At 69.4% G+C, this 21,525-nt stretch carries 16 protein-coding genes; 8 read left to right on the forward strand and 8 right to left on the reverse strand.

Translation table 11 applies throughout. The features are described from left to right. Positions 1 to 100: 100 nt before the first annotated feature. Positions 101 to 1,330 (forward strand): cysteine--1-D-myo-inosityl 2-amino-2-deoxy-alpha-D-glucopyranoside ligase, encoded by a 1,230-nt coding sequence (gene mshC / locus OG373_RS30365; RefSeq protein WP_405441524.1) that lies wholly within the window; start codon positions 101 to 103, stop codon positions 1,328 to 1,330. A 250-nt stretch (positions 1,331 to 1,580) separates the two neighbouring features. Here mshC and OG373_RS30370 read toward each other — a convergent pair whose 3' ends face one another. From OG373_RS30370 to OG373_RS30390, 5 genes are all read right to left on the reverse strand, one after another. Beyond that, a complete protein-coding gene (locus OG373_RS30370) occupies positions 1,581 to 2,576 on the reverse strand; it encodes a PAC2 family protein (RefSeq protein ID WP_397736100.1) in 996 nt (331 codons plus the stop codon). A gap of 127 nt (positions 2,577 to 2,703) precedes the next feature. After that, complete coding sequence (locus OG373_RS30375) at positions 2,704 to 4,311, reverse strand: FAD-dependent oxidoreductase (protein ID WP_397736102.1); 1,608 nt, start codon at positions 4,309 to 4,311, stop codon at positions 2,704 to 2,706. Positions 4,312 to 4,352: 41 nt separating this feature from the next. Further along, positions 4,353 to 5,879: a glycerol kinase GlpK gene (glpK, locus tag OG373_RS30380; protein ID WP_030388692.1), complete on the reverse strand. Its 1,527-nt coding sequence runs from the start codon at positions 5,877 to 5,879 to the stop codon at positions 4,353 to 4,355. Positions 5,880 to 5,960: 81 nt separating this feature from the next. Next, positions 5,961 to 6,743, reverse strand: coding sequence for an MIP/aquaporin family protein (locus OG373_RS30385; RefSeq protein WP_397736106.1), 783 nt, complete (start codon positions 6,741 to 6,743; stop codon positions 5,961 to 5,963). A 313-nt stretch (positions 6,744 to 7,056) separates the two neighbouring features. Continuing rightward, positions 7,057 to 7,824 (reverse strand): IclR family transcriptional regulator, encoded by a 768-nt coding sequence (locus OG373_RS30390; protein WP_405441525.1) that lies wholly within the window; start codon positions 7,822 to 7,824, stop codon positions 7,057 to 7,059. 275 nt (positions 7,825 to 8,099) lie between these two features. Between OG373_RS30390 and metH the strand changes: the two genes are divergently transcribed. The 4 genes from metH to OG373_RS30410 all read left to right on the forward strand — a co-directional run bounded on the left by metH (position 8,100) and on the right by OG373_RS30410 (position 16,215). Next, the gene (gene metH, locus OG373_RS30395; RefSeq protein WP_405441526.1) at positions 8,100 to 11,612 is read left to right on the forward strand and encodes a methionine synthase; all 3,513 of its coding nucleotides are present in this window, start codon (positions 8,100 to 8,102) and stop codon (positions 11,610 to 11,612) included. A 112-nt stretch (positions 11,613 to 11,724) separates the two neighbouring features. Further along, positions 11,725 to 12,426 (forward strand): HAD family phosphatase, encoded by a 702-nt coding sequence (locus OG373_RS30400; protein WP_189974347.1) that lies wholly within the window; start codon positions 11,725 to 11,727, stop codon positions 12,424 to 12,426. A gap of 530 nt (positions 12,427 to 12,956) precedes the next feature. After that, entirely contained in the window at positions 12,957 to 14,561 is a 1,605-nt protein-coding gene (locus OG373_RS30405; RefSeq protein ID WP_405441527.1) for an ABC transporter substrate-binding protein, read from the forward strand. Between the two features lie 70 nt (positions 14,562 to 14,631). Further along, complete coding sequence (locus OG373_RS30410) at positions 14,632 to 16,215, forward strand: ABC transporter substrate-binding protein (RefSeq protein WP_397737906.1); 1,584 nt, start codon at positions 14,632 to 14,634, stop codon at positions 16,213 to 16,215. A 74-nt stretch (positions 16,216 to 16,289) separates the two neighbouring features. Here OG373_RS30410 and OG373_RS30415 read toward each other — a convergent pair whose 3' ends face one another. Both OG373_RS30415 and OG373_RS30420 read right to left on the reverse strand, forming a co-directional pair. Beyond that, on the reverse strand, positions 16,290 to 16,961 hold the full coding sequence (locus OG373_RS30415) for a response regulator transcription factor (protein WP_030389607.1): 672 nt from the start codon (positions 16,959 to 16,961) through the stop codon (positions 16,290 to 16,292). A 63-nt stretch (positions 16,962 to 17,024) separates the two neighbouring features. Continuing rightward, positions 17,025 to 17,945 (reverse strand): RecB family exonuclease, encoded by a 921-nt coding sequence (locus tag OG373_RS30420; protein ID WP_397737909.1) that lies wholly within the window; start codon positions 17,943 to 17,945, stop codon positions 17,025 to 17,027. Positions 17,946 to 18,167: 222 nt separating this feature from the next. Here OG373_RS30420 and OG373_RS30425 point away from each other — a divergent pair, with 222 nt between their 5' ends. The 3 genes from OG373_RS30425 (at position 18,168) to OG373_RS30435 (ending at position 20,990) form a co-directional block, all read left to right on the forward strand. Then, the gene (locus OG373_RS30425; RefSeq protein ID WP_405444265.1) at positions 18,168 to 19,301 is read left to right on the forward strand and encodes a site-2 protease family protein; all 1,134 of its coding nucleotides are present in this window, start codon (positions 18,168 to 18,170) and stop codon (positions 19,299 to 19,301) included. Between the two features lie 18 nt (positions 19,302 to 19,319). After that, complete coding sequence (locus OG373_RS30430) at positions 19,320 to 20,216, forward strand: tRNA (adenine-N1)-methyltransferase (protein ID WP_030016358.1); 897 nt, start codon at positions 19,320 to 19,322, stop codon at positions 20,214 to 20,216. Positions 20,217 to 20,393: 177 nt separating this feature from the next. Beyond that, a complete protein-coding gene (locus OG373_RS30435; RefSeq protein ID WP_405441528.1) occupies positions 20,394 to 20,990 on the forward strand; it encodes a hypothetical protein in 597 nt (198 codons plus the stop codon). 4 nt (positions 20,991 to 20,994) lie between these two features. On the opposite strand, the gene OG373_RS30440 is transcribed toward OG373_RS30435, so the two are convergent. Then, positions 20,995 to 21,315: a ferredoxin gene (locus tag OG373_RS30440; RefSeq protein WP_397737913.1), complete on the reverse strand. Its 321-nt coding sequence runs from the start codon at positions 21,313 to 21,315 to the stop codon at positions 20,995 to 20,997. Positions 21,316 to 21,525: the final 210 nt, after the last annotated feature.

The following is a 21,525-nucleotide window of genomic DNA, read 5'->3' on the forward strand; positions in this document are numbered from 1 at the left end:
GGCCGTACGCATAGAACCGGCCAGATCGCAAGAGTGCCGATCAAGACAACAGTGCAGGTCCAGTTCGTTTCCGGAACACCCGTCCGGTTAGGCTCGAGACATGCATGCCTGGCCCGCTTCTGAGGTCCCCGCCCTTCCTGGCAAGGGCCGCGACCTCCAGATCCACGACTCCGCGACCCGGGGGACGATCACCCTCGCCCCCGGTCCCGTCGCCCGTATCTACGTCTGCGGCATCACTCCGTACGACGCGACCCACATCGGTCACGCGGCGACCTACAACGCGTTCGACCTCGTACAACGCGTGTGGCTCGACACCAAGCGGCAGGTCCACTACGTCCAGAACGTCACGGACGTGGACGACCCGCTCCTGGAGCGGGCGCTGCGCGACGGCCAGGACTGGACCGAGCTGGCGGAGCGCGAGACCGCGCTCTTCCGCGAGGACATGACGGCCCTGCGGATGCTGCCGCCGCAGCACTACATCGGAGCCGTCGAGGCCATACCCGGCATCGTGCCGCTGGTCGAGCGGCTGCGCGACGCCGGCGCGGCGTACGAGCTGGAGGGCGACGTCTACTTCTCGGTCGAGGCCGACCCGCACTTCGGCGGGGTCTCCCACCTCGACGCCGAGGCGATGCGACTGCTCTCGGCGGAGCGGGGCGGCGACCCCGACCGGCCCGGGAAGAAGAACCCGCTGGACCCGATGCTGTGGATGGCCGCACGTCCGGGCGAGCCGAGCTGGGACGGCGGCTCGCTGGGCCGCGGCCGGCCGGGCTGGCACATCGAGTGCGTGGCGATCGCCCTCGACCACCTGGGCATGGGCTTCGACATCCAGGGCGGCGGCTCCGACCTGGCGTTCCCGCACCACGAGATGGGCGCCTCGCACGCGCAGGCGCTCACGGGCGAGTTCCCGATGGCCAAGGCGTACGTGCACGCCGGCATGGTGGCGCTGCACGGCGAGAAGATGTCGAAGTCGAAGGGCAACCTCGTCTTCGTATCGGCGCTGCGGCGCTCCGGCGTGGACCCGGCGGCGATCCGCCTGGCGCTGCTCTCGCACCACTACCGGGCCGACTGGGAGTGGACGGACGAGATCCTCGCCGAGGCCGTGGCCCGGCTGGAGCGCTGGCGCGCGGCCGTCTCCCGGCCGGACGGCATTGCGGCGGACGCCCTGGTCGAGGAGGTCCGCGAGGCCCTGGCGAACGACCTGGACGCCCCTGCCGCGCTGGCGGCCGTGGACCGCTGGGTCGAGCGGCAGATCGCCACCGACGGCGACGACGAGTCGGCCCCCGGCCTGGTTTCCCGCACGGTGGACGCCCTCCTGGGCGTGGCCCTGTAACCACCCCCGCAGCCCTGCTGCCGATGCCCCCGGCCTCCGGCCCGGGGGCATCGCCCTTTCCGCGCGCGGGCCGGACGGTCCTGCCGCTGCGCGAAGCCTCTCCCCGCCCCGCCCGCTCGCCGTATCCCGAGGCTGATATTCAGCCCGTCCGGCGATTGAGGACCGGGTCCGGGCAGAGCCCGGGGAACGGAGGAAGGGCGGGTGGGGGACAGCTCCGCGCAGCGCAGCCACCCGCACCCGCCCCCGCGGGCTACGCGTTCGGGGTGTCGTCCTCGTCGGTGGACGGGGCGGCCGGCGGCTCGGGTTCCTCCCCGGAGGGGTCCGGCTTGCGCTTCGGGGGGCGGGGGAGGCCCCCCGAGGTGTCGCGGAGGTACGAGCCGTCGCCCGGCTCGGCCGACGGCCCCGCCGGGTCGCGCCGGCGCAGGTACCGCTCGAACTCGCGGGCGATCGCGTCGCCCGAGGCCTCCGGCAGGTCGGCCGTGTCGCGGGCCTCCTCCAGGGTCTGGACGTACTCCGCCACCTCGCTGTCCTCGGCGGCCAGTTGGTCCACCCCCAGCTGCCACGCCCGCGCGTCCTCGGGGAGTTCGCCCAGCGGGATCCGGATGTCGATCAGATCCTCCAGGCGGTTCAGCAGCGCCAGCGTCGCCTTCGGGTTCGGCGGCTGCGAGACGTAGTGCGGCACCGCCGCCCACAGGGACACCGCCGGCACCCCGGCATGCGTACAGGCCTCCTGCAGGATGCCCACGATCCCCGTCGGACCCTCGTACTTCGTCTCCTCCAGGTCCATCGTCCGCGCCAGATCCGCGTCCGAGGTCACCCCGCTGACCGGCACCGGGCGGGTGTGCGGGGTGTCACCCAGCAACGCACCCAGGATGACGACCATCTCCACGCCCAGCTCATGGGCGAAGCCGAGGATCTCGTTGCAGAACGACCGCCACCGCATGGACGGTTCGATGCCGCGGACCAGCACCAGGTCGCGCGGCTTGGCGCCGCCGATCCGGACCACCGACAGCCGGGTCGTCGGCCACGTGATCTTCCGTACCCCGTTGTCCAGCCACACCGTCGGCCGGTTGACCTGGAAGTCGTAGTAGTCCTCGGCGTCGAGCGCCGCGAAGACCTCGCCCTTCCACTCCCGGTCCAAGTGTGCGACCGCACCGGAGGCCGCGTCACCCGCGTCGTTCCAGCCCTCGAACGCGGCCACCATGACCGGGTCGATCAGCTCGGGCACGCCCTCAAGCTCGATCACCCAGGTCTCCTTCCGAAGTTCCCTTGCGTACGTGGGTCAGCCTAAGCCTTGATGAGGCACCGGCCACAGCCCACGACAGAGGGGCGGTTCCCCTCGGAACCGCCCCTCTTCCCCACCTGTGCAGGAGCTATGCCTTGTGGCCCAGCATCTCCTCGACACGGGCACGTACGGACTCGTCGTCCAGGCCACGGATCGTCACCGTCGTGCGGCGGCGCAGCACGTCGTCGACCGTCTCGGCCCACTCGTTGTCACGGGCGTAGGCGACCTGTGCCCAGATCTCCGGACCGTCCGGGTGGATCCGCTCGGCCAGCGCCGCGTCCTCGTTCGCGAGGCGCGCAATGTCGAAGGCCAGCGAGCCGTAGTGCGAGGCCAGGTGGCGGGCGGTCAGCGGGTCCATCCGCGTGCCGGGCTCCCGGTCCACCAGCAGCCGGTGCGCGACCGCGTTCGGGTTGGCGACACCGGGCAGTGCGATCCGGCGGACCAGCGACTTCACCGGCTCCATGTCCTCGGTCAGCGGGCTGCCCGGGAGCTTCGCCAGCTTGTCCATGACCACACGGCCGATGTGACGGTACGTCGTCCACTTGCCGCCGGCCACCGACAGCATGCCGCCGGCGCCCTCGGAGACGACCGTCTCGCGCTTGGCCTTCTCGACGCCGCCGGGGCCGCCGGGCAGCACCCGCAGGCCCGCGAAGGCGTACGTCATCAGCGAGCGGTCCAGGTCCGCGTCCTTCACCGAGAAGGCCGCCTCGTCCAGGATCTGCTGGATGTCGGACTCGGTGGCGCGCACGTCCGCCGGGTCGCCCTCGTACACCTCGTCGGTGGTGCCGAGCAGCAGCTGGTCCTCCCACGGGAGGGCGAAGGTGATGCGGTACTTGTCGATCGGGGTGGCCATGGCGGCCTTCCACGGCGACTTCCGCTTCATGACGATGTGCGCGCCCTTGGAGAGGCGGATCGACGGCATGGAGTGCTTGTCTTCCATGCGCCGCAGGTGGTCCACCCACGGGCCGGTGGCGTTGAGCACGACGCGCGCGTCGACCCCGAACTCGGTGCCGTCGAGACGGTCCTTGAGCTCGGCGCCGGTGACCCGGCCGTGTGTCTTGCGCAGTCCGGTGACCTCGGCGTGGTTCAGGACGACCGCGCCCGACTCGACGGCCGCGCGGACCGTCATGACGGCGACGCGGGAGTCGTTCATCTGGTGGTCGTAGTAGACCGCGACGGCCTTGAGGTTGTCCGTCTTCAGGCCGGGGTTGTCGGCGACGGCACGGGCCGGGGATATGACCTTGCCGATGCCGTCACCGAAGGCCGAGAGGGCGGAGTAGGCGAAGACGCCCGCGCCCAGCTTGGCCGCACCCACCGGACCGCCCTTGTAGACCGGCAGGTAGAAGGTGAGCGGGTTGACCAGGTGCGGGGCCACGTCCTTGGCCAGCACCCGGCGCTCGTGGTGGTTCTCCGCGACCAGCTTGACCGCGCCGGTCTGCAGGTAGCGCAGACCGCCGTGGACGAGCTTGGAGGAGGCCGAGGAGGTGGCGCCGGCGAAGTCGCCGGCGTCCACCATGGCAACCCGCAGGCCCGACTGCGCGGCGTGCCACGCCACGGAGGTGCCCAGGATTCCACCGCCGATGACCAGCAGGTCGTACGTGGCCTTCGACAGCTGCTCACGGGTCTGCGCGCGGCTGACGTTGGCACCGGCGGTCGGGTGCGTGCCCAGTGCGGGAACGCTCTGCAGGCTGCTCATATCTCTCTTAGCTCCTCGTCGATTGACTCAGCTGAGTGCGGTCAGCTGGCGTCTTCGTCGTCGACCCAGCCCATGGAACGCTCCACGGCCTTGAGCCAGCTCTTGTACTCGCGGTCCCGCTGCTCGGCGGGCATCCGCGGGGTCCACTCCGCCGCGCGGCGCCAGTTGGCGCGCAGGGCGTCGGTGTCGGGCCAGAAGCCGACGGCCAGGCCGGCGGCGTAGGCGGCGCCGAGGCAGGTGGTCTCGGCGACCATCGGGCGCACCACGGGGGCGTCCAGGAAGTCCGAGAGCGTCTGCATCAGCAGGTTGTTGGAGGTCATGCCGCCGTCGACCTTGAGGGCGGCGAGCTCGACGCCCGAGTCCTTGGTCATGGCGTCGGTGATCTCGCGGGTCTGCCAGGCGGTGGCCTCCAGGACGGCACGGGCGATGTGCGCCTTGGTGACGTACCGGGTGAGGCCGGCGATCACACCGCGGGCGTCGGAGCGCCAGTACGGGGCGAAGAGGCCGGAGAAGGCCGGCACGAAGTAGGCGCCGCCGTTGTCCTCGACCGAGGAGGCCAGCGTCTCGATCTCGGCCGCGGACTTGATCAGGCCCATCTGGTCGCGCATCCACTGGACGAGCGAGCCGGTGACGGCGATGGAGCCCTCCAGCGCGTAGACCGGCTTCTGGTCGCCGATCTTGTAGCCGACCGTGGTCAGCAGGCCGCTGTAGGAGTTGATGACCTTGTCGCCGGTGTTCATCAGCATGAACGTTCCGGTGCCGTACGTGGACTTTGCCTCGCCCTCGGCGAAACAGGTCTGGCCGAAGAGGGCGGCCTGCTGGTCACCGAGCGCCGAGGCGACCGGGACACCGGCGAGGACGCCGTCCTTGACGTGGCCGTAGACCTCGGCGGAGGACTTGATCTCGGGAAGGATGGAGAGCGGCACCTCCATGGACTTCGCGATGCTGTCGTCCCAGGCCAGGGTGTGCAGGTTCATCAGCATGGTGCGCGAGGCGTTGGTGACGTCGGTGACGTGCACACCGCCCTGGGCACCACCGGTGAGGTTCCAGATGACCCAGGAGTCCATGGTGCCGAAGAGGATGTCGCCGGCGGCGGCACGCTCGCGCAGGCCCTCGACGTTGTCGAGCAGCCAGCGGGCCTTCGGGCCGGCGAAGTAGCTCGCCAGCGGCAGGCCGGTCTCGCGGCGGAAGCGGTCCTGGCCGACGTTGCGGCCGAGCTCCTTGCACAGGGCGTCGGTGCGGGTGTCCTGCCAGACCAGCGCGTTGTGGACCGGCTCGCCGGTGTGGCGGTCCCACAGGACGGTGGTCTCGCGCTGGTTGGTGATGCCGACGGCCTTGACGTCCGCGGCGGTGATCTCGGCCTTGGCGATGGCGCCGGCGACGACCTCCTGGACGTTGGTCCAGATCTCGGTGGCGTCGTGCTCGACCCAGCCCGGCTTCGGGAAGATCTGCTCGTGCTCCTTCTGGTCGACGGCGACGATGCGGCCGTCACGGTCGAAGACGATGCAGCGGGAGGAGGTGGTGCCCTGGTCGATCGCGGCGATGAAGGGGCCGGTGCTGGTGGTCATGGTGGCTGCTCCTGGCAGGTCTGATGAGTAGGCGGAATCAGGAGGGCGGTGCGGATCTTACGATCTTGCCGGTACTGCTGATCAGGCGAACGCGATGTTGTAGAGACCACCGGCGAGAGCGGCACCGACGAGCGGGCCGACCACCGGGATCCAGGAGTAACCCCAGTCGGAGCCGCCCTTGTTGGGCAGCGGCAGCAGGGCGTGCACGATGCGCGGACCGAGGTCGCGCACCGGGTTGATGGCGTAGCCGGTCGGGCCACCGAGCGAGAGGCCGATGCCGACGACCACGAACGAGGTGATCAGGACGCCGATCACACCGAGTCCCTTGCCGTCGCCCTGGAGGCCCTGGGTCAGGATCGCCAGGATCAGGACGGCGGTACCGATGATCTCGGTCGCGAGGTTCTGCACGACGTTACGGATCTCGGGGCCGGTCGAGAAGATGCCGAGCACCGGGCCGGCCACATCGTGCGGGTGCGGGTCCTCAGGACCGAGCTTGGCGTCGCGGATGTGCTCCGGGTCGGCCAGGTGGACGCGGAACTGTCCGTAGTAGGTGATCCACATCAGGACCGCGCCGAGCATCGCGCCCAGCAGCTGGCCCGCGAAGTAGACGGGGACGTCCCCCCACTCGCCGGTCGTGACGCCGATGCCGACGGTGACCGCCGGGTTGAGGTGCGCACCGGAGAGCGGCGCTGAGACGTAGGCGGCGATCAGTACGGCGAAACCCCAGCCGAAGGTGATCGCGAGCCAGCCCGCATTGCGGGCCTTGGAGCTCTTGAGTGTCACTGCGGCGCAGACGCCACCGCCGAGCAGTGTGAGCAGGGCGGTACCGATGGTCTCGCCGATGAAGATGTCGGAGCTGGACACCCGCGACTCCTTTGTACGTCCAGGGGTGGGCGGACACCGGGTCCCTCCGGTGGTTCCGCGCACTCGGTGAGTGCTGCACCGGTCCGTGGCCTTGTCGCATCCTAGCGCGTATTGCCGGTAGGTGTTCGACAATGCCGACCGATGAACGGCAGTTTTCCGCCCAAGTGAAGAACGCGTCAAGGGTCGGCCAGGCCAAAGTGTCGGATCGTTACCACTAGGTGCGATCAGCCAAAACCAGCCATTCGATGGCCGGGATATGGCGAAAAGTGGGCAGAAAGAGGCCAGGGTGTGGCTACAGCCTGTTAAAGGAAGCTCAGAACCGGCCTGCGCCGAGATCGCGTGAAACCGCTCGCGCGCAGTCCCGCACCGACGCCACGAGGGCCGCACGGGGCTCCCCCGACTCGCCGCAGACCCGTTCCACGGCGCCCGCGACCGCCACCGCGCCGACCGGCATCCGGCGCCGGTCATGGATCGGCGCCGCCACCGAGGCGACGCCCTCCCAGGTCTCCTCGATGTCGGAGGCCCAGCCGCGCGCCCGGGTCAGGCCCAGGATCGCCTCGAAGTCGGTGCCGTCCGTGACGGTGCGGGGGGTGAAGGCCTCGCGCTCGACGTCATGCGCCTGGGTGTGCGCCACGGGGTCGTACGCCGACAGCACCTTGCCCAGGGCGGTGGAGTGCAGCGGCTGCATGGCCCCCACCTCCAGCACCTGACGGCTGTCGTCGGGCCGGAACACGTGGTGCATGATCAGCACCCCGCTCTGGTGCAGCACGCCCACGTACACGCTCTCGCCGCTCGCGCGGGCCAGATCGTCCGTCCAGACCAGGGCGCGGGCGCGCAGCTCGTGCACGTCGAGGTAGCTGTTGCCCAGGCGCAGCAGCTCCGCGCCCAGCTGGTACCGGCCGGAGGCCGGGTCCTGCTCCACGAAGCCCTCGGCCTGCAGGGTGCGCAGGATGCCGTGGGCCGTGCCCTTGGCCAGGCCCAGCGAGGACGCCACGTCCGAGAGTCCCAGCCGGCGCTCGCCGCCGGCCAGGAGTCGCAGCATCGCAGCGGCTCGTTCGAGCGACTGGATGTTCCGTGCCATCGCGCAGCCTCCTGCAGACCTTCGGTATTACTGACCATCTTGACGCGGTTCGACAATGCTGAACAGTATCGGTCGATGCCGACCTTCCGCACCGTCGGAGATCTGTTCGCCGTACCGCCGCCAGGACACCCCCGGCAAGCCCCTGCCACAGAATGCAGTCCGCCACGTGGGACACCCACACCGGGTCCGGTGCCCCGCGGTTACCCTGGCCGCGTGCACCCTTGACACAGAGGGGGTGCAAAGCCGACAGCCGTCGCATCCCAGGGAGCACAACCATGGCTTCGTTGCCCAACCCGTCCGCTGACACCCAGACCCGGGCCGATGCCCTCCGGGAGGCGCTCGCGACCCGTGTGGTCGTCGCCGACGGGGCCATGGGGACGATGCTCCAGGCGCAGGACCCCAGCATGGAGGACTTCCAGCAGCTGGAGGGCTGCAACGAGGTTCTGAACGTGACCCGCCCCGACATCGTGCGTTCGGTGCACGAGGCGTATTTCTCGGTGGGTGTGGACTGCGTCGAGACGAACACCTTCGGTACGAACTATGCGGCGCTGGCCGAGTACGACATCGCCGAACGCAATTTCGAGCTGTCGGAGGCGGGTGCGCGGATCGCGCGTGAGGTCGCGGACGAGTTCACTGCCGGGAGCGGGCAGCAGCGGTGGGTGCTGGGGTCGATGGGCCCGGGTACGAAGCTGCCGACGCTGGGCCACATCACCTACGGCCGGATCCGTGACGCCTACCAGATCAATGCCGAGGGTCTGATCTCCGGCGGCGCGGACGCGCTGCTCGTGGAGACCACCCAGGACCTCCTGCAGACGAAGTCCTCCATCATCGGTGCGCGGCGGGCGATGGAGGCGCTGGGCGTCAGCGTTCCGCTGATCTGCTCGGTGACCGTGGAGACGACGGGCACGATGCTCCTCGGCTCGGAGATCGGCGCCGCCCTGACGGCGCTGGAGCCCCTCGGCATCGACATGATCGGTCTGAACTGCGCCACCGGCCCGGCCGAGATGAGCGAGCACCTGCGCTACCTCGCGCGCAACGCCCGCATCCCGCTCTCCTGCATGCCCAATGCCGGTCTGCCCGTCCTGACCAAGCAGGGCGCCCACTACCCGCTGAGCGCCGCCGAGCTGGCGGACGCGCAGGAGACCTTCGTCCGCGAGTACGGGCTCTCCCTGGTCGGCGGCTGCTGCGGCACGACGCCGGAGCACCTGCGGCAGGTCGTCGAGCGGGTGCGCGGTACGGCGATCACCGAGCGCACCCCCCAGCCGGAGCCGGGCGCCGCTTCGCTCTACCAGACGGTTCCGTTCCGCCAGGACACCTCGTACATGGCGATCGGTGAGCGGACGAACGCGAACGGGTCGAAGAAGTTCCGTGAGGCGATGCTGGAGGCCCGCTGGGACGACTGTGTGGAGATGGCCCGCGACCAGATCCGCGAGGGCGCGCACATGCTCGACCTGTGTGTGGACTACGTGGGCCGTGACGGCGTTGCCGACATGGCCGAGTTGGCGGGCCGTTTCGCGACGGCGTCGACATTGCCGATCGTGCTCGACTCGACCGAGGTCCCGGTGATCCGGGCGGGTCTGGAGAAGCTGGGCGGCCGCGCGGTCATCAACTCGGTGAACTACGAGGACGGCGACGGTCCGGAGTCCCGGTTCGCTCTGGTCACCCGGCTCGCGCAGGAGCACGGTGCGGCTCTGATCGCGCTGACCATCGACGAGCAGGGTCAGGCCCGCACGGTCGAGCACAAGGTCGCCATTGCCGAGCGGCTGATCGAGGATCTGACGGGGAACTGGGGGATCCGCGAGTCGGACATCCTCATCGACACCCTGACCTTCACGATCTGCACCGGCCAGGAGGAGTCCCGGGGCGACGGCATCGCCACGATCGAGGCGATCCGTGAGCTGAAGCGCCGCCACCCGGACGTGCAGACGACCCTGGGTCTCTCCAACATCTCCTTCGGTCTGAACCCGGCCGCCCGTGTGCTGCTGAACTCCGTGTTCCTGGACGAGTGCGTCAAGGCCGGTCTGGACTCGGCGATCGTCCACGCGAGCAAGATCCTGCCGATCGCCCGGTTCGACGACGAGCAGGTCACCACCGCGCTGGATCTGATCTACGACCGGCGCGAGGGCGACTACGACCCGCTGCAGAAGCTGATGGCGCTCTTCGAGGGCGTCAACACCAAGTCGCTGAAGGCCGGTAGGGCGGAGGAGCTGCTGGCGCTGCCGCTGGACGAGCGGCTCCAGCGGCGGATCATCGACGGCGAGAAGAACGGCCTGGAGGCCGACCTCGACGAGGCCCTGCAGACCCGGCCGGCCCTGGACATCGTCAACGACACCCTGCTGGAGGGCATGAAGGTCGTCGGCGAGCTGTTCGGCTCCGGCCAGATGCAGCTCCCCTTCGTCCTGCAGTCCGCCGAGGTGATGAAGACGGCGGTGGCGTATCTCGAGCCGCACATGGAGAAGACCGACGACGAGGGCAAGGGCACCATCGTCCTCGCGACGGTCCGCGGTGACGTCCACGACATCGGCAAGAACCTCGTCGACATCATCCTCACCAACAACGGCTACAACGTCGTGAACATCGGCATCAAGCAGCCGGTGTCCGCGATCCTGGAGGCCGCGCAGGAGCACCGGGCCGACGTCATCGGCATGTCCGGCCTGCTGGTGAAGTCAACGGTGATCATGAAGGAGAACCTGGAGGAGCTGAACCAGCGCAAGCTGGCCGCCGACTACCCGGTCATCCTCGGCGGCGCCGCCCTCACCCGCGCCTACGTCGAACAGGACCTCCACGAGATCTACGAGGGCGAGGTCCGCTACGCCCGCGACGCCTTCGAGGGCCTGCGCCTGATGGACGCGCTCATCGCCGTCAAGCGCGGTGTTCCCGGTGCGTCCCTGCCCGAGCTCAAGCAGCGCCGCGTGGCCAAGCGCGACACGCCGGTCCTCCAGGTCGAGGATGCCGAGGAGCCCGGGGGCCGTTCCGACGTCTCGGTCGACAACCCGGTCCCCGCCCCGCCGTTCTGGGGCACCCGCGTCGTCAAGGGCATCCCGCTCAAGGACTACGCCTCCTGGCTCGACGAGGGCGCCCTCTTCAAGGGCCAGTGGGGCCTGAAGCAGGCCCGCGCGGGCGGCGCCACGTACGAGGAGCTCGTCGAGAGCGAGGGCCGTCCGCGCCTGCGCGGCCTCCTGGACAAGCTGCACACCGAGAACCTGCTCGAGGCCGCGGTGGTCTACGGCTACTTCCCCTGCGTCTCCAAGGGTGAGGACCTGATCATCCTGGACGAGGAGGGCAACGAGCGGACCCGCTTCACCTTCCCGCGCCAGCGCCGCGGCCGCCGCCTGTGCCTCGCGGACTTCTTCCGCCCGGAGGAGTCCGGCGAGACCGACGTCGTCGGCCTCCAGGTCGTCACCGTGGGCTCGAAGATCGGCGAGGCCACGGCCAAGCTGTTCGAGTCGGACTCCTACCGCGAGTACCTGGAGCTGCACGGCCTGTCGGTCCAGCTCGCCGAGGCCATGGCCGAGTACTGGCACGCCCGCGTCCGCGCCGAGCTCGGATTCGGCGGCGAGGACCCGTCGAAGGTCGAGGACATGTTCGACCTCAAGTACCGCGGCGCCCGCTTCTCGCTGGGCTACGGCGCCTGCCCCGACCTGGAGGACCGAGCGAAGATCGCCGATCTCCTCCAGCCGGAGCGGATCGGCGTCCACCTGTCGGAGGAGTTCCAGCTCCACCCGGAGCAGTCCACCGACGCGATCGTGATTCATCACCCGGAAGCGAAGTATTTCAACGCACGCTGAGGTTCGCCGACGTACACTTGTCGGTCCCATACAGGCCGGTCGCCTGTTCCCCGGGGTGGTATGCCCGCGGAAGAGGTGACCGGCCTTCTCGTCCCTTCGGAGAGGCATGCGCATGACGAGCACCGTTCCCGCCCCCGTCGCCCGTACGGCCGACGGTTCTGCCCTGCAGGCGGTGCTGCTCGACATGGACGGCACCCTGGTCGACACCGAGGGCTTCTGGTGGGAGATCGAGGCGGAGATCTTCCGGGAGCTCGGGCACCGGCTGGAGGACGCCTGGCGGGACGTGGTCGTGGGCGGTCCGATGAGCCGCAGCGCGAGCTTCCTGATCGAGTCGACCGGCGCGGCCATCGGGCTCGCCGAGCTGAGCGTCCTGCTCAACGAGCGTTTCGAGGCCCGCATCGCCGACCGGGTGCCGCTGATGCCCGGCGCCGAGCGGCTGCTGTCCGAGCTGGCGCGGCACAACGTGCCCACCGCCCTCGTCTCCGCCTCCCACCGGCGGGTCATCGACCAGGTCCTGCTCACCCTCGGCCGCGACCGCTTCACGATGACGGTCGCCGGTGACGAGGTGGCGCGTACGAAGCCGCACCCCGACCCGTACCTGTTCGCCGCGCGGTCGCTGGGCGCGCACCCCTCGCGGTGCGCGGTCATCGAGGACACCCGCACCGGTGTGGCGGCCGCCGAGGCAGCCGGCTGCCGGGTCGTGGCCATCCCCTCGGTCGGTGTGATCGAACCGGCGCCCGGCCGTACGGTCGTCCGCTCGCTGGAGGACGTGGACCTGGAGTTCCTGCGCTCGCTCATCGTCCCCATGAACTGAGTGCGACGGCCGACCCGCCCCGTCCGTACGCCGCCACACACCGGTATTCCGCATGCACGCTCTGTGCCGAACGGAACGTGCGCGTGATGGAGGTCAGACGGAAGGATCTTCCGTCACGGGCCCCGGAGGCTGAAATTCCATCCTCTCCGGGGTCATCGCTCAGAGTGACATTGGTCACCCGCACACCCCCCTGCGGGCCCTCTCGGGGCCTCCCGCCCCTTCCCTTGTGTCCGGATTGATCAGCCCCTGACCGAATCTGCGCGGCCCTGCGCGTGAACAGGCAGTTCGCTCCGATCACGGTGCGATTACGCCCCAAGTCCGGTCAGTTCCAGCCATCCCGTCCCGGACCACTAGTGTCGACGCGGGCACCAAGCCGCACCTCAGCCGCCCCGGCACACACCCCTGTGCCGGGACCGCGTGGACCGATCGTCACTACACCGGCCCGATCGTTCCGCCCTGAACGGGCGACCGCCGTGAAGTGCCCTTTACGCCGCTTTGAACAAGTGCCGGTTACAGGGAGTACTTCCAGCATGAACCGCAAGACCATGGTGCTGACGGCCGCGGCCGGACTGCTCACCCCCGCGCTGGCCGCCTGCGGCAGCGCGAGCGGCGGAGGAGCAGGATCCGGAGCGATCGTCGTCGGAACCACCGATCGGTTCGAGGCCGCAGACTTCGCTCCCGCCCCCTTCGACCCGGCCTACGCCTACGACGCCGGCGCCTGGAACGTCCTGCGCCAGACCGTCCAGACGCTGATGCACACCCCGCGCGGCGGCGGCCAGCCCGTCCCCGAAGCAGCCTCCGCCTGCCGCTTCACCGACGCCGGCAACGAGAGCTACCGCTGCACGCTGCGCCCCGGGCTGAAGTTCGCCGACGGTGAGCCGCTCACCGCCAAGGACGTCAAGTTCTCCATCGACCGCGTCCTCGCCATCAAGGACGAGAACGGCCCCTCCTCGCTGCTCTCCACCCTCGACAACGTCGAGGTCAAGGGCGCCGACACCGTCGTCTTCCACCTGAAGACCCCGGACGCGACCTTCCCGTTCAAGCTCTCCACCCCCGCCGCCGGCATCGTCAGCGCGAAGAACTACGACGCCAAGAAGCTCCGCGACGGCTTCGCCGTGGACGGCTCCGGCCCGTACACGATGAAGGCCGAGGTCAAGGGCAACCGGCTGGTCCGCGCCGTCTTCAGCAAGAACCCGCACTACAAGGGCGACCTCAAGCTGCAGAACGACAAGGTGGAACTGCGCACCTTCGCCGATTCCCCGGCCATGAGCAAGGCGCTCACCGACGGGAAGATCCACATGGTCTCCCGCACCCTGTCGCCCGCCCAGATCACCGAGCTCACCGAGCGGCCGCCCAAGGGCGTCAAGCTGGTCCCGATGCCCGGCCTGGAGATCCGCTACCTCGGCTTCAACACCGAGGCGCCGGTCGTCAAGGAGAAGGCCGTCCGCCAGGCCCTCGCCGCCGCCGTCGACCGCGGCCAGCTCATCTCCAAGGTCTACGGCAAGTCCGCCCAGCCGCTCTACTCGCTGGTCCCCACCACCGTGACGGGCCACGTCAACTCCTTCTACAACAAGTACGGCGAGGCCAACACGGCCAAGGCCGCCGCACTGCTGAAGGAGGCCGGGATCAAGACCCCGGTCAAGCTGACCCTGCACTACACCAGCGACCACTACGGCGACGGCACCGCGGCGGAGTTCGAGGCCCTCAAGGCCCAGCTGAACTCCACCCAGCTGTTCGACATCACCGTCCAGGGCAGCGAGTGGGCGGACTTCCGCCCCGCCCAGAAGAAGGGCGAACACGCCGCCTACGGGCTCGGCTGGTTCCCCGACTACCCGGACGCCGACAACTTCCTCGCCCCGTTCCTGGAGCAGGACAACTTCCTGGGCACGCCGTACGCCAACAACGCGGTGCGCAGCAGGCTCCTCCCCGAATCCCGGCGCGCGGCCGACCGTAACGTCGCCGTGCCCGCGATCACGGAGATGCAGGACATCGTCGCCGAGGACGTGCCCGTCCTGCCTCTGTGGCAGGGCAAGCAGTACGTCGCCGCACGCGACGGGATCACCGGAGTGGAGTGGTCGGTCAACGCCATCTCCGACCTCCAGCTGTGGGAGCTCGGTCGCGGCGTAAGCGGCTGAGAACGCAACAACCGGCGGCGGGTGTCGCAGGCCGGCGCAACGAAACAGTTCGACTGTGAAGGACGTTCGCGTGAATCGACGTAACCAGTGGCTGGCGGCTCCGCTCGGCGCAGCCACCGCCGCCGCGCTGCTCAGCGGTTGCGGTTCGACCGATGGCTCCAATGCCGGCAGCGGCAAGGGCGTGGTCATGGGCATATCCGACAAGGTGAAGTCCGTCGACCCGGCATCGGGCTACGACCCGGGCTCCTGGCTGCTGTTCAACAACGTCTTCCAGTCGCTGCTGAGCTTCCCCAAGGGCGGCACCACCCCCGAGCCCGACGCCGCGCAGACCTGTGGCTTCGAGGGCGGTGACAGCAAGCTCTACAAGTGCACCCTGCGGGACGGCCTGAAGTTCAGCAACGGCCACAGCCTCACCTCGAAGGACGTCAAGTTCTCCTTCGAGCGCACGCTGAAGATCAACGACGAGAACGGCCCGGCCGTGATGCTCTCGTCGATCGCCGGCATCGAAGCCCCCGACGACAAGACCGTCATCTTCAAGCTGAAGACCTCCGACGCGACCTTCCCCAGCAAGATCGCCTCGGGTGCCGGCTCCATCGTCGACCACGCCGAGTACCCGGCCGACAAGCTGCGCAGCGACAACAAGGCCATCGGCTCCGGCGTCTACAAGCTGGACTCCTTCGGCGAGAAGAGCGCCACCTTCTCCGTCAACGAGTCCTACAGCGGCAAGGCCAAGGCCAAGAACACCGGCGTCACGCTGAAGTTCTTCAACGGCGACCAGGCCGGCCTCAAGACGACCCTGGAGAGCGGGGACGTGGACTTCGCGTTCCGCGGTCTCGCCGCCAAGGACATCGCCGCCCTCGCGTCGAGCAAGACCGGCGACGAAAAGGTCGACGTCGTCCAGGGCACGGGCGCCGAGGTCGAGCACATGGTGTTCAACGTCAACGACCCCGTCGTCGGCAAGCTGCCCGTCCGCAAGGCCATCGCCTACCTCGTGGACCGCGAAGCCCTCGTCAAGGACGTGTACGCGGGCACCGCCACCGCGCTCTACTCCATCGTGCCGACCGGCATCGCCGGCCACACGACCCCGTTCTTCGACCGCTACGGCGGCACCCCGCAGCCCGAGAAGGCCAAGGCCGTCCTCAAGGCCGCCGGCATCAACGGCAAGGTCAAGCTGACCCTGTACTCCACCCCGTCCCGCTACGGCCCCTCCACGGACCAGCAGTTCGAGGTCATCGCCAAGCAGCTCAACGACAGCGGCCTCTTCGACGCCGACGTCAAGTCCGTCGAGTACGAGCAGTACGAGAAGGACATCCAGGCCGGCAAGTACGGCGTGTACGTGAAGGGCTGGGTGCCCGACTACCCGGACGCCGACAACTTCACGCAGCCGTTCTTCGGCCCGGGCAACGTGCTGAACAACAACTACGACAACAAGGAGATCACCGGGACCATCATCCCGTCGACCTCCGCGAAGTCCGACCGCACCGCGGCCAACACGGACTACAACCGCCTCCAGGACATCGTCGCCGACGAGCTCCCGCTCATCCCGCTCTGGCAGGGCAAGCAGTACGCCGTCACCCGCCAGAACGTGACCGGCCTGCAGTGGTCCCTCGACGCCTCGACGGTCTTCCGCTTCTGGGAGATCAGCAAGGGCTGATGCCGTAGCCATACGCGAGGGGGCCGTACGTGTCAGCACGTACGGCCCCCTCGCGCATGCGCGCCCCGGCGGAGCTACTGGGCCCCGGGGCGGACCAGACCGCTCTCGTACGCGTACACCGCCGCCTGGACCCGGTCCCGCAGACCCAGCTTGGTCAGCACGTGCCCCACGTGCGTCTTGACCGTCGTCTCGCTCACGAACAGATCCGCCGCGATCTCCGCGTTCGACAGCCCGCGGGACACCAGCTTCAGCACCTCGACCTCACGCTCGGTCAGCGTCCCCAAGGTGTTCGGAAGGCTCTCCTCACCCGACGGAAGATGCCCCGCGTACTTGTCCAGCAGACGGCGCGTGATGCTCGGCGCGAGCATCGCCTCACCCGCCGCGACCACCCGGATCGCCTGCACCAGTTCGTTCGCCGGCGCGTCCTTCAGCAGGAACCCGCTCGCTCCCGCCCGCAGCGCCTCCACCACGTACTCGTCCAGGTCGAAGGTGGTCAGCACCAGCACCTTGGCCGGCCCGTTGCGCTCCGGACCGGTGATCTGGCGCGTCGCCTCCACCCCGTCCATCCGCGGCATCCGGATGTCCATCAGCACCACGTCGGGCTGCAGCGCCCGGACCTGGTCCAGCGCCTGCAGACCGTCCCCGGCCTCACCGACCACCGCCAGGTCCTCCTCGGCCTCCAGGATCATCCGGAAACCGGTGCGCAGCAGTGGCTGGTCGTCGACCAGAAGGACGCGGATCGCCACGGGTCTACCTCGTATTCGTCGGACGGCTACGGCGGGCGCGTCCATTCTGCCCTGACCCCGGGATCAGGACTCCGCCGGGAGCTCCGCCCCCGGCCGCGCCGGGGGCACCTCCCGGCGGTAGCCGGGGGAAATCACCAGAGGGTAGGGCGGGGGAGTCCCGCCGAACTCCGGACACACCGCCTGATGATCACACCAGCCGCACAGCTTCGTCGGCCTCGGCCGCCAGTCACCCGACTCCGTCGCCTCCCGGATCGCCTCCCACAGCGCGAGCAGCTTGCGCTCCACCCGCTCCAGATCCGCGATCACCGGGTCGTACGTCAGCACGTCCCCGCTGCCCAGGTACACCAGCTGGAGCCGCCGCGGCACCACCTGCTTCAGCCGCCACACCACCAGCGCGTAGAACTTCATCTGGAACAGCGCGCCCTCCGCGTACTCCGGGCGCGGCGCCTTCCCCGTCTTGTAGTCGACGATCCGCACCTCACCCGTCGGAGCCACGTCCACCCGGTCGATGATCCCGCGCAACCGCAGCCCCGACTCCAGCTCGGTCTCCACGAAGAACTCCCGCTCCACCGGCTCCAGCCGGGTCGGGTCCTCCAACGTGAACCACCGCTCGACCAGCGCCTCGGCCTCCGTCAGCCAGCGCGCCAGCCCCGCCCCCTCGTCGCCCTCCGGGAACAGCTCCGTCAGCTCCGGCTTCGACTCCAGCAGCCGGTCCCACTGCCCCGGCAGCAACGCCTTCGCCCGCGGCGCCGTACGCTCCTGCGCCGGATGATCGAAGAGCCGCTCCAGGACCGCGTGCACCAGCGTCCCGCGCGTCGCCGCCGCACTCGGCTTCTCCGGCAGCCTGTCGATCACCCGAAACCGGTACAGCAACGGGCACTGCATGAAATCGCTCGCCCGCGAAGGGGAGAGCGAAGTGGGCGCCACAGCGCTCCGCGCATCGGCATCGGCTGCGTCAGGCACAGCACCGGGGCTCGTCGTCATGGACAAAACCCTACGACCCACCGCCGACAGCACGCGCATACCATCGACGCCAAGCCCCCTCGCACTGCATGATCGGAGCATCACAACCCGCTACAGCACCACCCCGAAGACGACCAGAACCACACTGGAAACACCAGCACCGAACGAAGGACAGCCGTGGCAGACACCGACGAAACCGGCGAGCGCGCAGGCAGGCGCTCCGGACCGGGCGGCGGAATCCTCATGGGCCGCCCCTTCGGCGTACCCGTCTACGTCTCGCCCAGCTGGTTCCTCGTCGCCGCCCTCATCACCTGGGTCTTCGGCGACCAGCTCGACCGCGTCCTGCCCGACCTCGGGCCCATCCGCTACCTGGTCTCCCTCTTCTTCGCCGTCGCCTTCTACGCCTCCGTCCTGGTCCACGAACTCGCGCACACGGTCGCAGCCCTGCGCTTCAAGCTCCCCGTGCGCCGCATCCAGCTCCAGTTCTTCGGCGGCGTCTCCGAGATCGAAAAGGAATCCGAGACACCCGGCCGCGAATTCGTCCTCGCCTTCGTCGGCCCCCTGCTCTCCCTCCTCCTCGCCGGAGCCTTCTACCTCGGCATGAAAGCCGTCGACCCGGCCACCGTCCCCGGCGTCCTCCTCGCCGGGCTGATGATCTCCAACCTGCTCGTCGCCGCCTTCAACCTGCTCCCCGGCCTCCCCCTCGACGGCGGCCGCATGCTCCGTGCCGTCATCTGGGGCATCACCGGCAAGCCCATGGCAGGCACCGTCGCCGCCGCCTGGGTCGGCCGCGGCCTCGCCGTCGCCGTCCTCATCGGCCTCCCGCTGCTCACCCAGACCGGCACCCTCGGCAACCGCACCGGCGAGATCGGCGGCATGAACACCGTCATGGACGCCCTGCTCGCCGCCATCCTCGCCGCCATCATCTGGACCGGAGCCGGCAACAGCCTGCGCATGGCCCGCCTGCGCCAGCACCTCCCGGAACTGCGCGCCCGCACCCTCACCCGCCGAGCCATCCCCGTCGAGAACACCACCCCGCTCTCCGAGGCCCTGCGGCGCGCCAACGAAGCCGGCGCCCGCGCCCTCGTCGTCGTGGACGGCCACGGCGACCCCACCGCCATCGTCCGCGAGACCGCCATCGCCTCCGTCCCCGAACACCGCCGTCCCTGGGTCGCCGTCAGCACCCTTGCCCAGGACCTCACCGACGGCATGAAGGTTTCAGCGGACCTCACCGGCGAAGAACTCCTCGACCACCTCCGCGCCACCCCCGCCACCGAGTACCTCGTCGTCGAATCCGCCGGCACCATCTACGGCGTCCTGTCCACCCTCGACGTCGAGAAGGCCTTCGTGAAGGCCATGGCACGGCCCCAGTCCTGAAGCCAATACACTGGTCACATGTCCGAACCGACCGGTGCCGCCCGCCGACGCGGGCCCTTCGAGGTCGGGGACCAGGTACAGCTCACCGACCCCAAGGGCCGCCACTACACGTTCACGCTCGAAGCCGGGAAGAATTTCCACACCCACAAGGGTTCCTTCCCGCACGACGAGCTGATCGGTGCTCCCGAAGGCAGCGTTGTCCGCACCACGGGCAACGTCGCATACCTCGCGCTGCGCCCCCTGCTCCCCGACTATGTCCTGTCCATGCCCCGCGGCGCCGCCGTGGTCTACCCCAAGGACGCGGGCCAGATCCTGGCCTTCGCCGACATCTTCCCCGGCGCCCGCGTCGTGGAGGCGGGAGTGGGCTCCGGCTCCCTGAGCAGCTTCCTGCTGCGCGCCATCGGCGACCAGGGCATGCTCCACAGCTACGAGCGCCGCGCGGACTTCGCCGAGATCGCCACCGCCAACGTCGAGCGCTACTTCGGCGGACCCCACCCCGCGTGGCAGCTGACCGTCGGCGACCTCCAGGACAACCTGTCCGACACGGACGTCGACCGGGTCATCCTCGACATGCTCGCCCCCTGGGAGTGCCTGGAGGCCGTCTCCAAGGCCTTGGTCCCCGGCGGCATCCTCTGCTGCTACGTGGCCACCACCACCCAGCTGTCCAAGACCGTCGAGTCCATCCGCGAGATCGGCTGCTTCGCCGAGCCGCAGCCCTGGGAATCGATGATCCGCAACTGGCACGTGGAAGGCCTCGCCGTCCGCCCGGACCACCGGATGATCGGCCACACCGGCTTCCTCGTCACCGCCCGCCGCCTCGCGGACGGAGTCGAGCCCCCGATGCGCCGCCGCCGCCCCGCCAAGGGCGCCTACGGCGAGGACTACGACGGCCCCGGCAGCGACCGCTCCGCATAACGGCCTCGCAGACCCAACACGCAGGCGCTGTGGCGCAGTTCCCCGATCCACCCGGGAACTGCGCCACAGCGCCTTTTCGTTGTCCGCGCACCGCCGCCGGACCCAGCCGTTCCACCCCTGTGTGAGGTGTGGCACGATGCTGGCTCCCCGTCACCCTTCGCACAGGAGACACCCCGCGTGCCGCACAGCACCGCCGAGCCGGCCCCGATCCCGGAAACCCTGGGGCACAGCCGCACCAGGCCCGTCCACTGGCTCGCCACGGCCACCGCCATGGCCGCCGTCATAGCCGCGGCAGGACTCGTACAGCCGGCCACCGGCACTCCCGCGGCCGCCGGGGAACCCGCCGCGAAGGGCCCGCAGGCCGCCGCCCCCGACCCCGCGGGGGTGACCTACCCCCTCGACTGCAAGGGCGCCCCGCAGACCGTCACCACCAGCGCCCAGGGCGACCTCGACGGCGACGGCCGCCCCGAGGCCGTGGCCGCCGTCCGCTGCGAAGCCGGCTCCGGCACCCCGCCCCACGCGATCTACGTGCTCACCCGGGGCCCGGCCGAAGGCGCCGGCTCCCGCGTCGTCGCCACCCTGCTCGAAGCCGCCCGGCGCCAGACCGTCACCGGTCTCACCGTCCGCGACGGCCTCGTCACGGCCACCCTCGTCGGCTACTCCTCACCCGACGTACCCCGCTACAGCCCCGACACGAAACAGCTCGCCAAGTGGCGCTGGCACGACGGAAAATTCCGCCAGGAGCTGACGGACTCGGCCTCCAGGAGTGTTTGAAACGTCACTCCGCGTCGGGGCCGAAGACTTCCACCCTGTCCGAAACGCGCCTTACGTGAATGCAGTCGCCCGGACATTCCTTCGCCGAGTCGACCACGTCCTGGAGCAGCGTCAGCGGAACCGGAGTGGTCGCCCCCGCGTCCTGCAGCAGCTCGTCCTCGGCGCTCTTCACATACGCCAGACCATCGATGTCCAGCTCGAACACCTCAGGCGCGTACTGCACGCAGATGCCGTCCCCGGTGCACAGGTCCTGATCGATCCAGACCTCGAGCGGCTCGCCGGCCTCACCGGCACCGCCCGTCGGAGCCTCCTGCTGCACGGTCATATCTCCTGCCGTTCCCTGCGCTGAGTGATCCATCCCGGTCACAACCCGCAGCAAGTCGCGCGAGCCCTGACGGGTGTTGAACAGTTCGACCTTACAACCGGCTGCTTCCCGAGTTTGATGGGTGGGTATTTCCTTGGCGTGAGGGAGTACGCAAGGGTGAAGATCGGACACACCTCTACCGTCTTTGTGATCTAGGGGTTTCAATCACCA

The sequence above is a fragment of the Streptomyces avidinii genome (assembly GCF_045161815.1).
Lineage (GTDB): Bacteria > Actinomycetota > Actinomycetes > Streptomycetales > Streptomycetaceae > Streptomyces > Streptomyces avidinii.

What these genes read in the sequence shown, in the direction of transcription:
- OG373_RS30405 (WP_405441527.1), top strand. Translation starts at nt 12,957, where the DNA reads ATGAACCGCAAGACCATGGTGCTGACGGCCGCGGCCGGACTGCTCACC.
- OG373_RS30390 (WP_405441525.1), bottom strand. Translation starts at nt 7,824, where the DNA reads ATGGCACGGAACATCCAGTCGCTCGAACGAGCCGCTGCGATGCTGCGA.
- mshC (WP_405441524.1), top strand. Translation starts at nt 101, where the DNA reads ATGCATGCCTGGCCCGCTTCTGAGGTCCCCGCCCTTCCTGGCAAGGGC.
- OG373_RS30440 (WP_397737913.1), bottom strand. Translation starts at nt 21,315, where the DNA reads ATGACCGTGCAGCAGGAGGCTCCGACGGGCGGTGCCGGTGAGGCCGGC.
- glpK (WP_030388692.1), bottom strand. Translation starts at nt 5,879, where the DNA reads ATGACCACCAGCACCGGCCCCTTCATCGCCGCGATCGACCAGGGCACC.
- OG373_RS30425 (WP_405444265.1), top strand. Translation starts at nt 18,168, where the DNA reads ATGGGCCGCCCCTTCGGCGTACCCGTCTACGTCTCGCCCAGCTGGTTC.
- metH (WP_405441526.1), top strand. Translation starts at nt 8,100, where the DNA reads ATGGCTTCGTTGCCCAACCCGTCCGCTGACACCCAGACCCGGGCCGAT.
- OG373_RS30420 (WP_397737909.1), bottom strand. Translation starts at nt 17,945, where the DNA reads ATGACGACGAGCCCCGGTGCTGTGCCTGACGCAGCCGATGCCGATGCG.
- OG373_RS30400 (WP_189974347.1), top strand. Translation starts at nt 11,725, where the DNA reads ATGACGAGCACCGTTCCCGCCCCCGTCGCCCGTACGGCCGACGGTTCT.
- OG373_RS30430 (WP_030016358.1), top strand. Translation starts at nt 19,320, where the DNA reads ATGTCCGAACCGACCGGTGCCGCCCGCCGACGCGGGCCCTTCGAGGTC.
- OG373_RS30375 (WP_397736102.1), bottom strand. Translation starts at nt 4,311, where the DNA reads ATGAGCAGCCTGCAGAGCGTTCCCGCACTGGGCACGCACCCGACCGCC.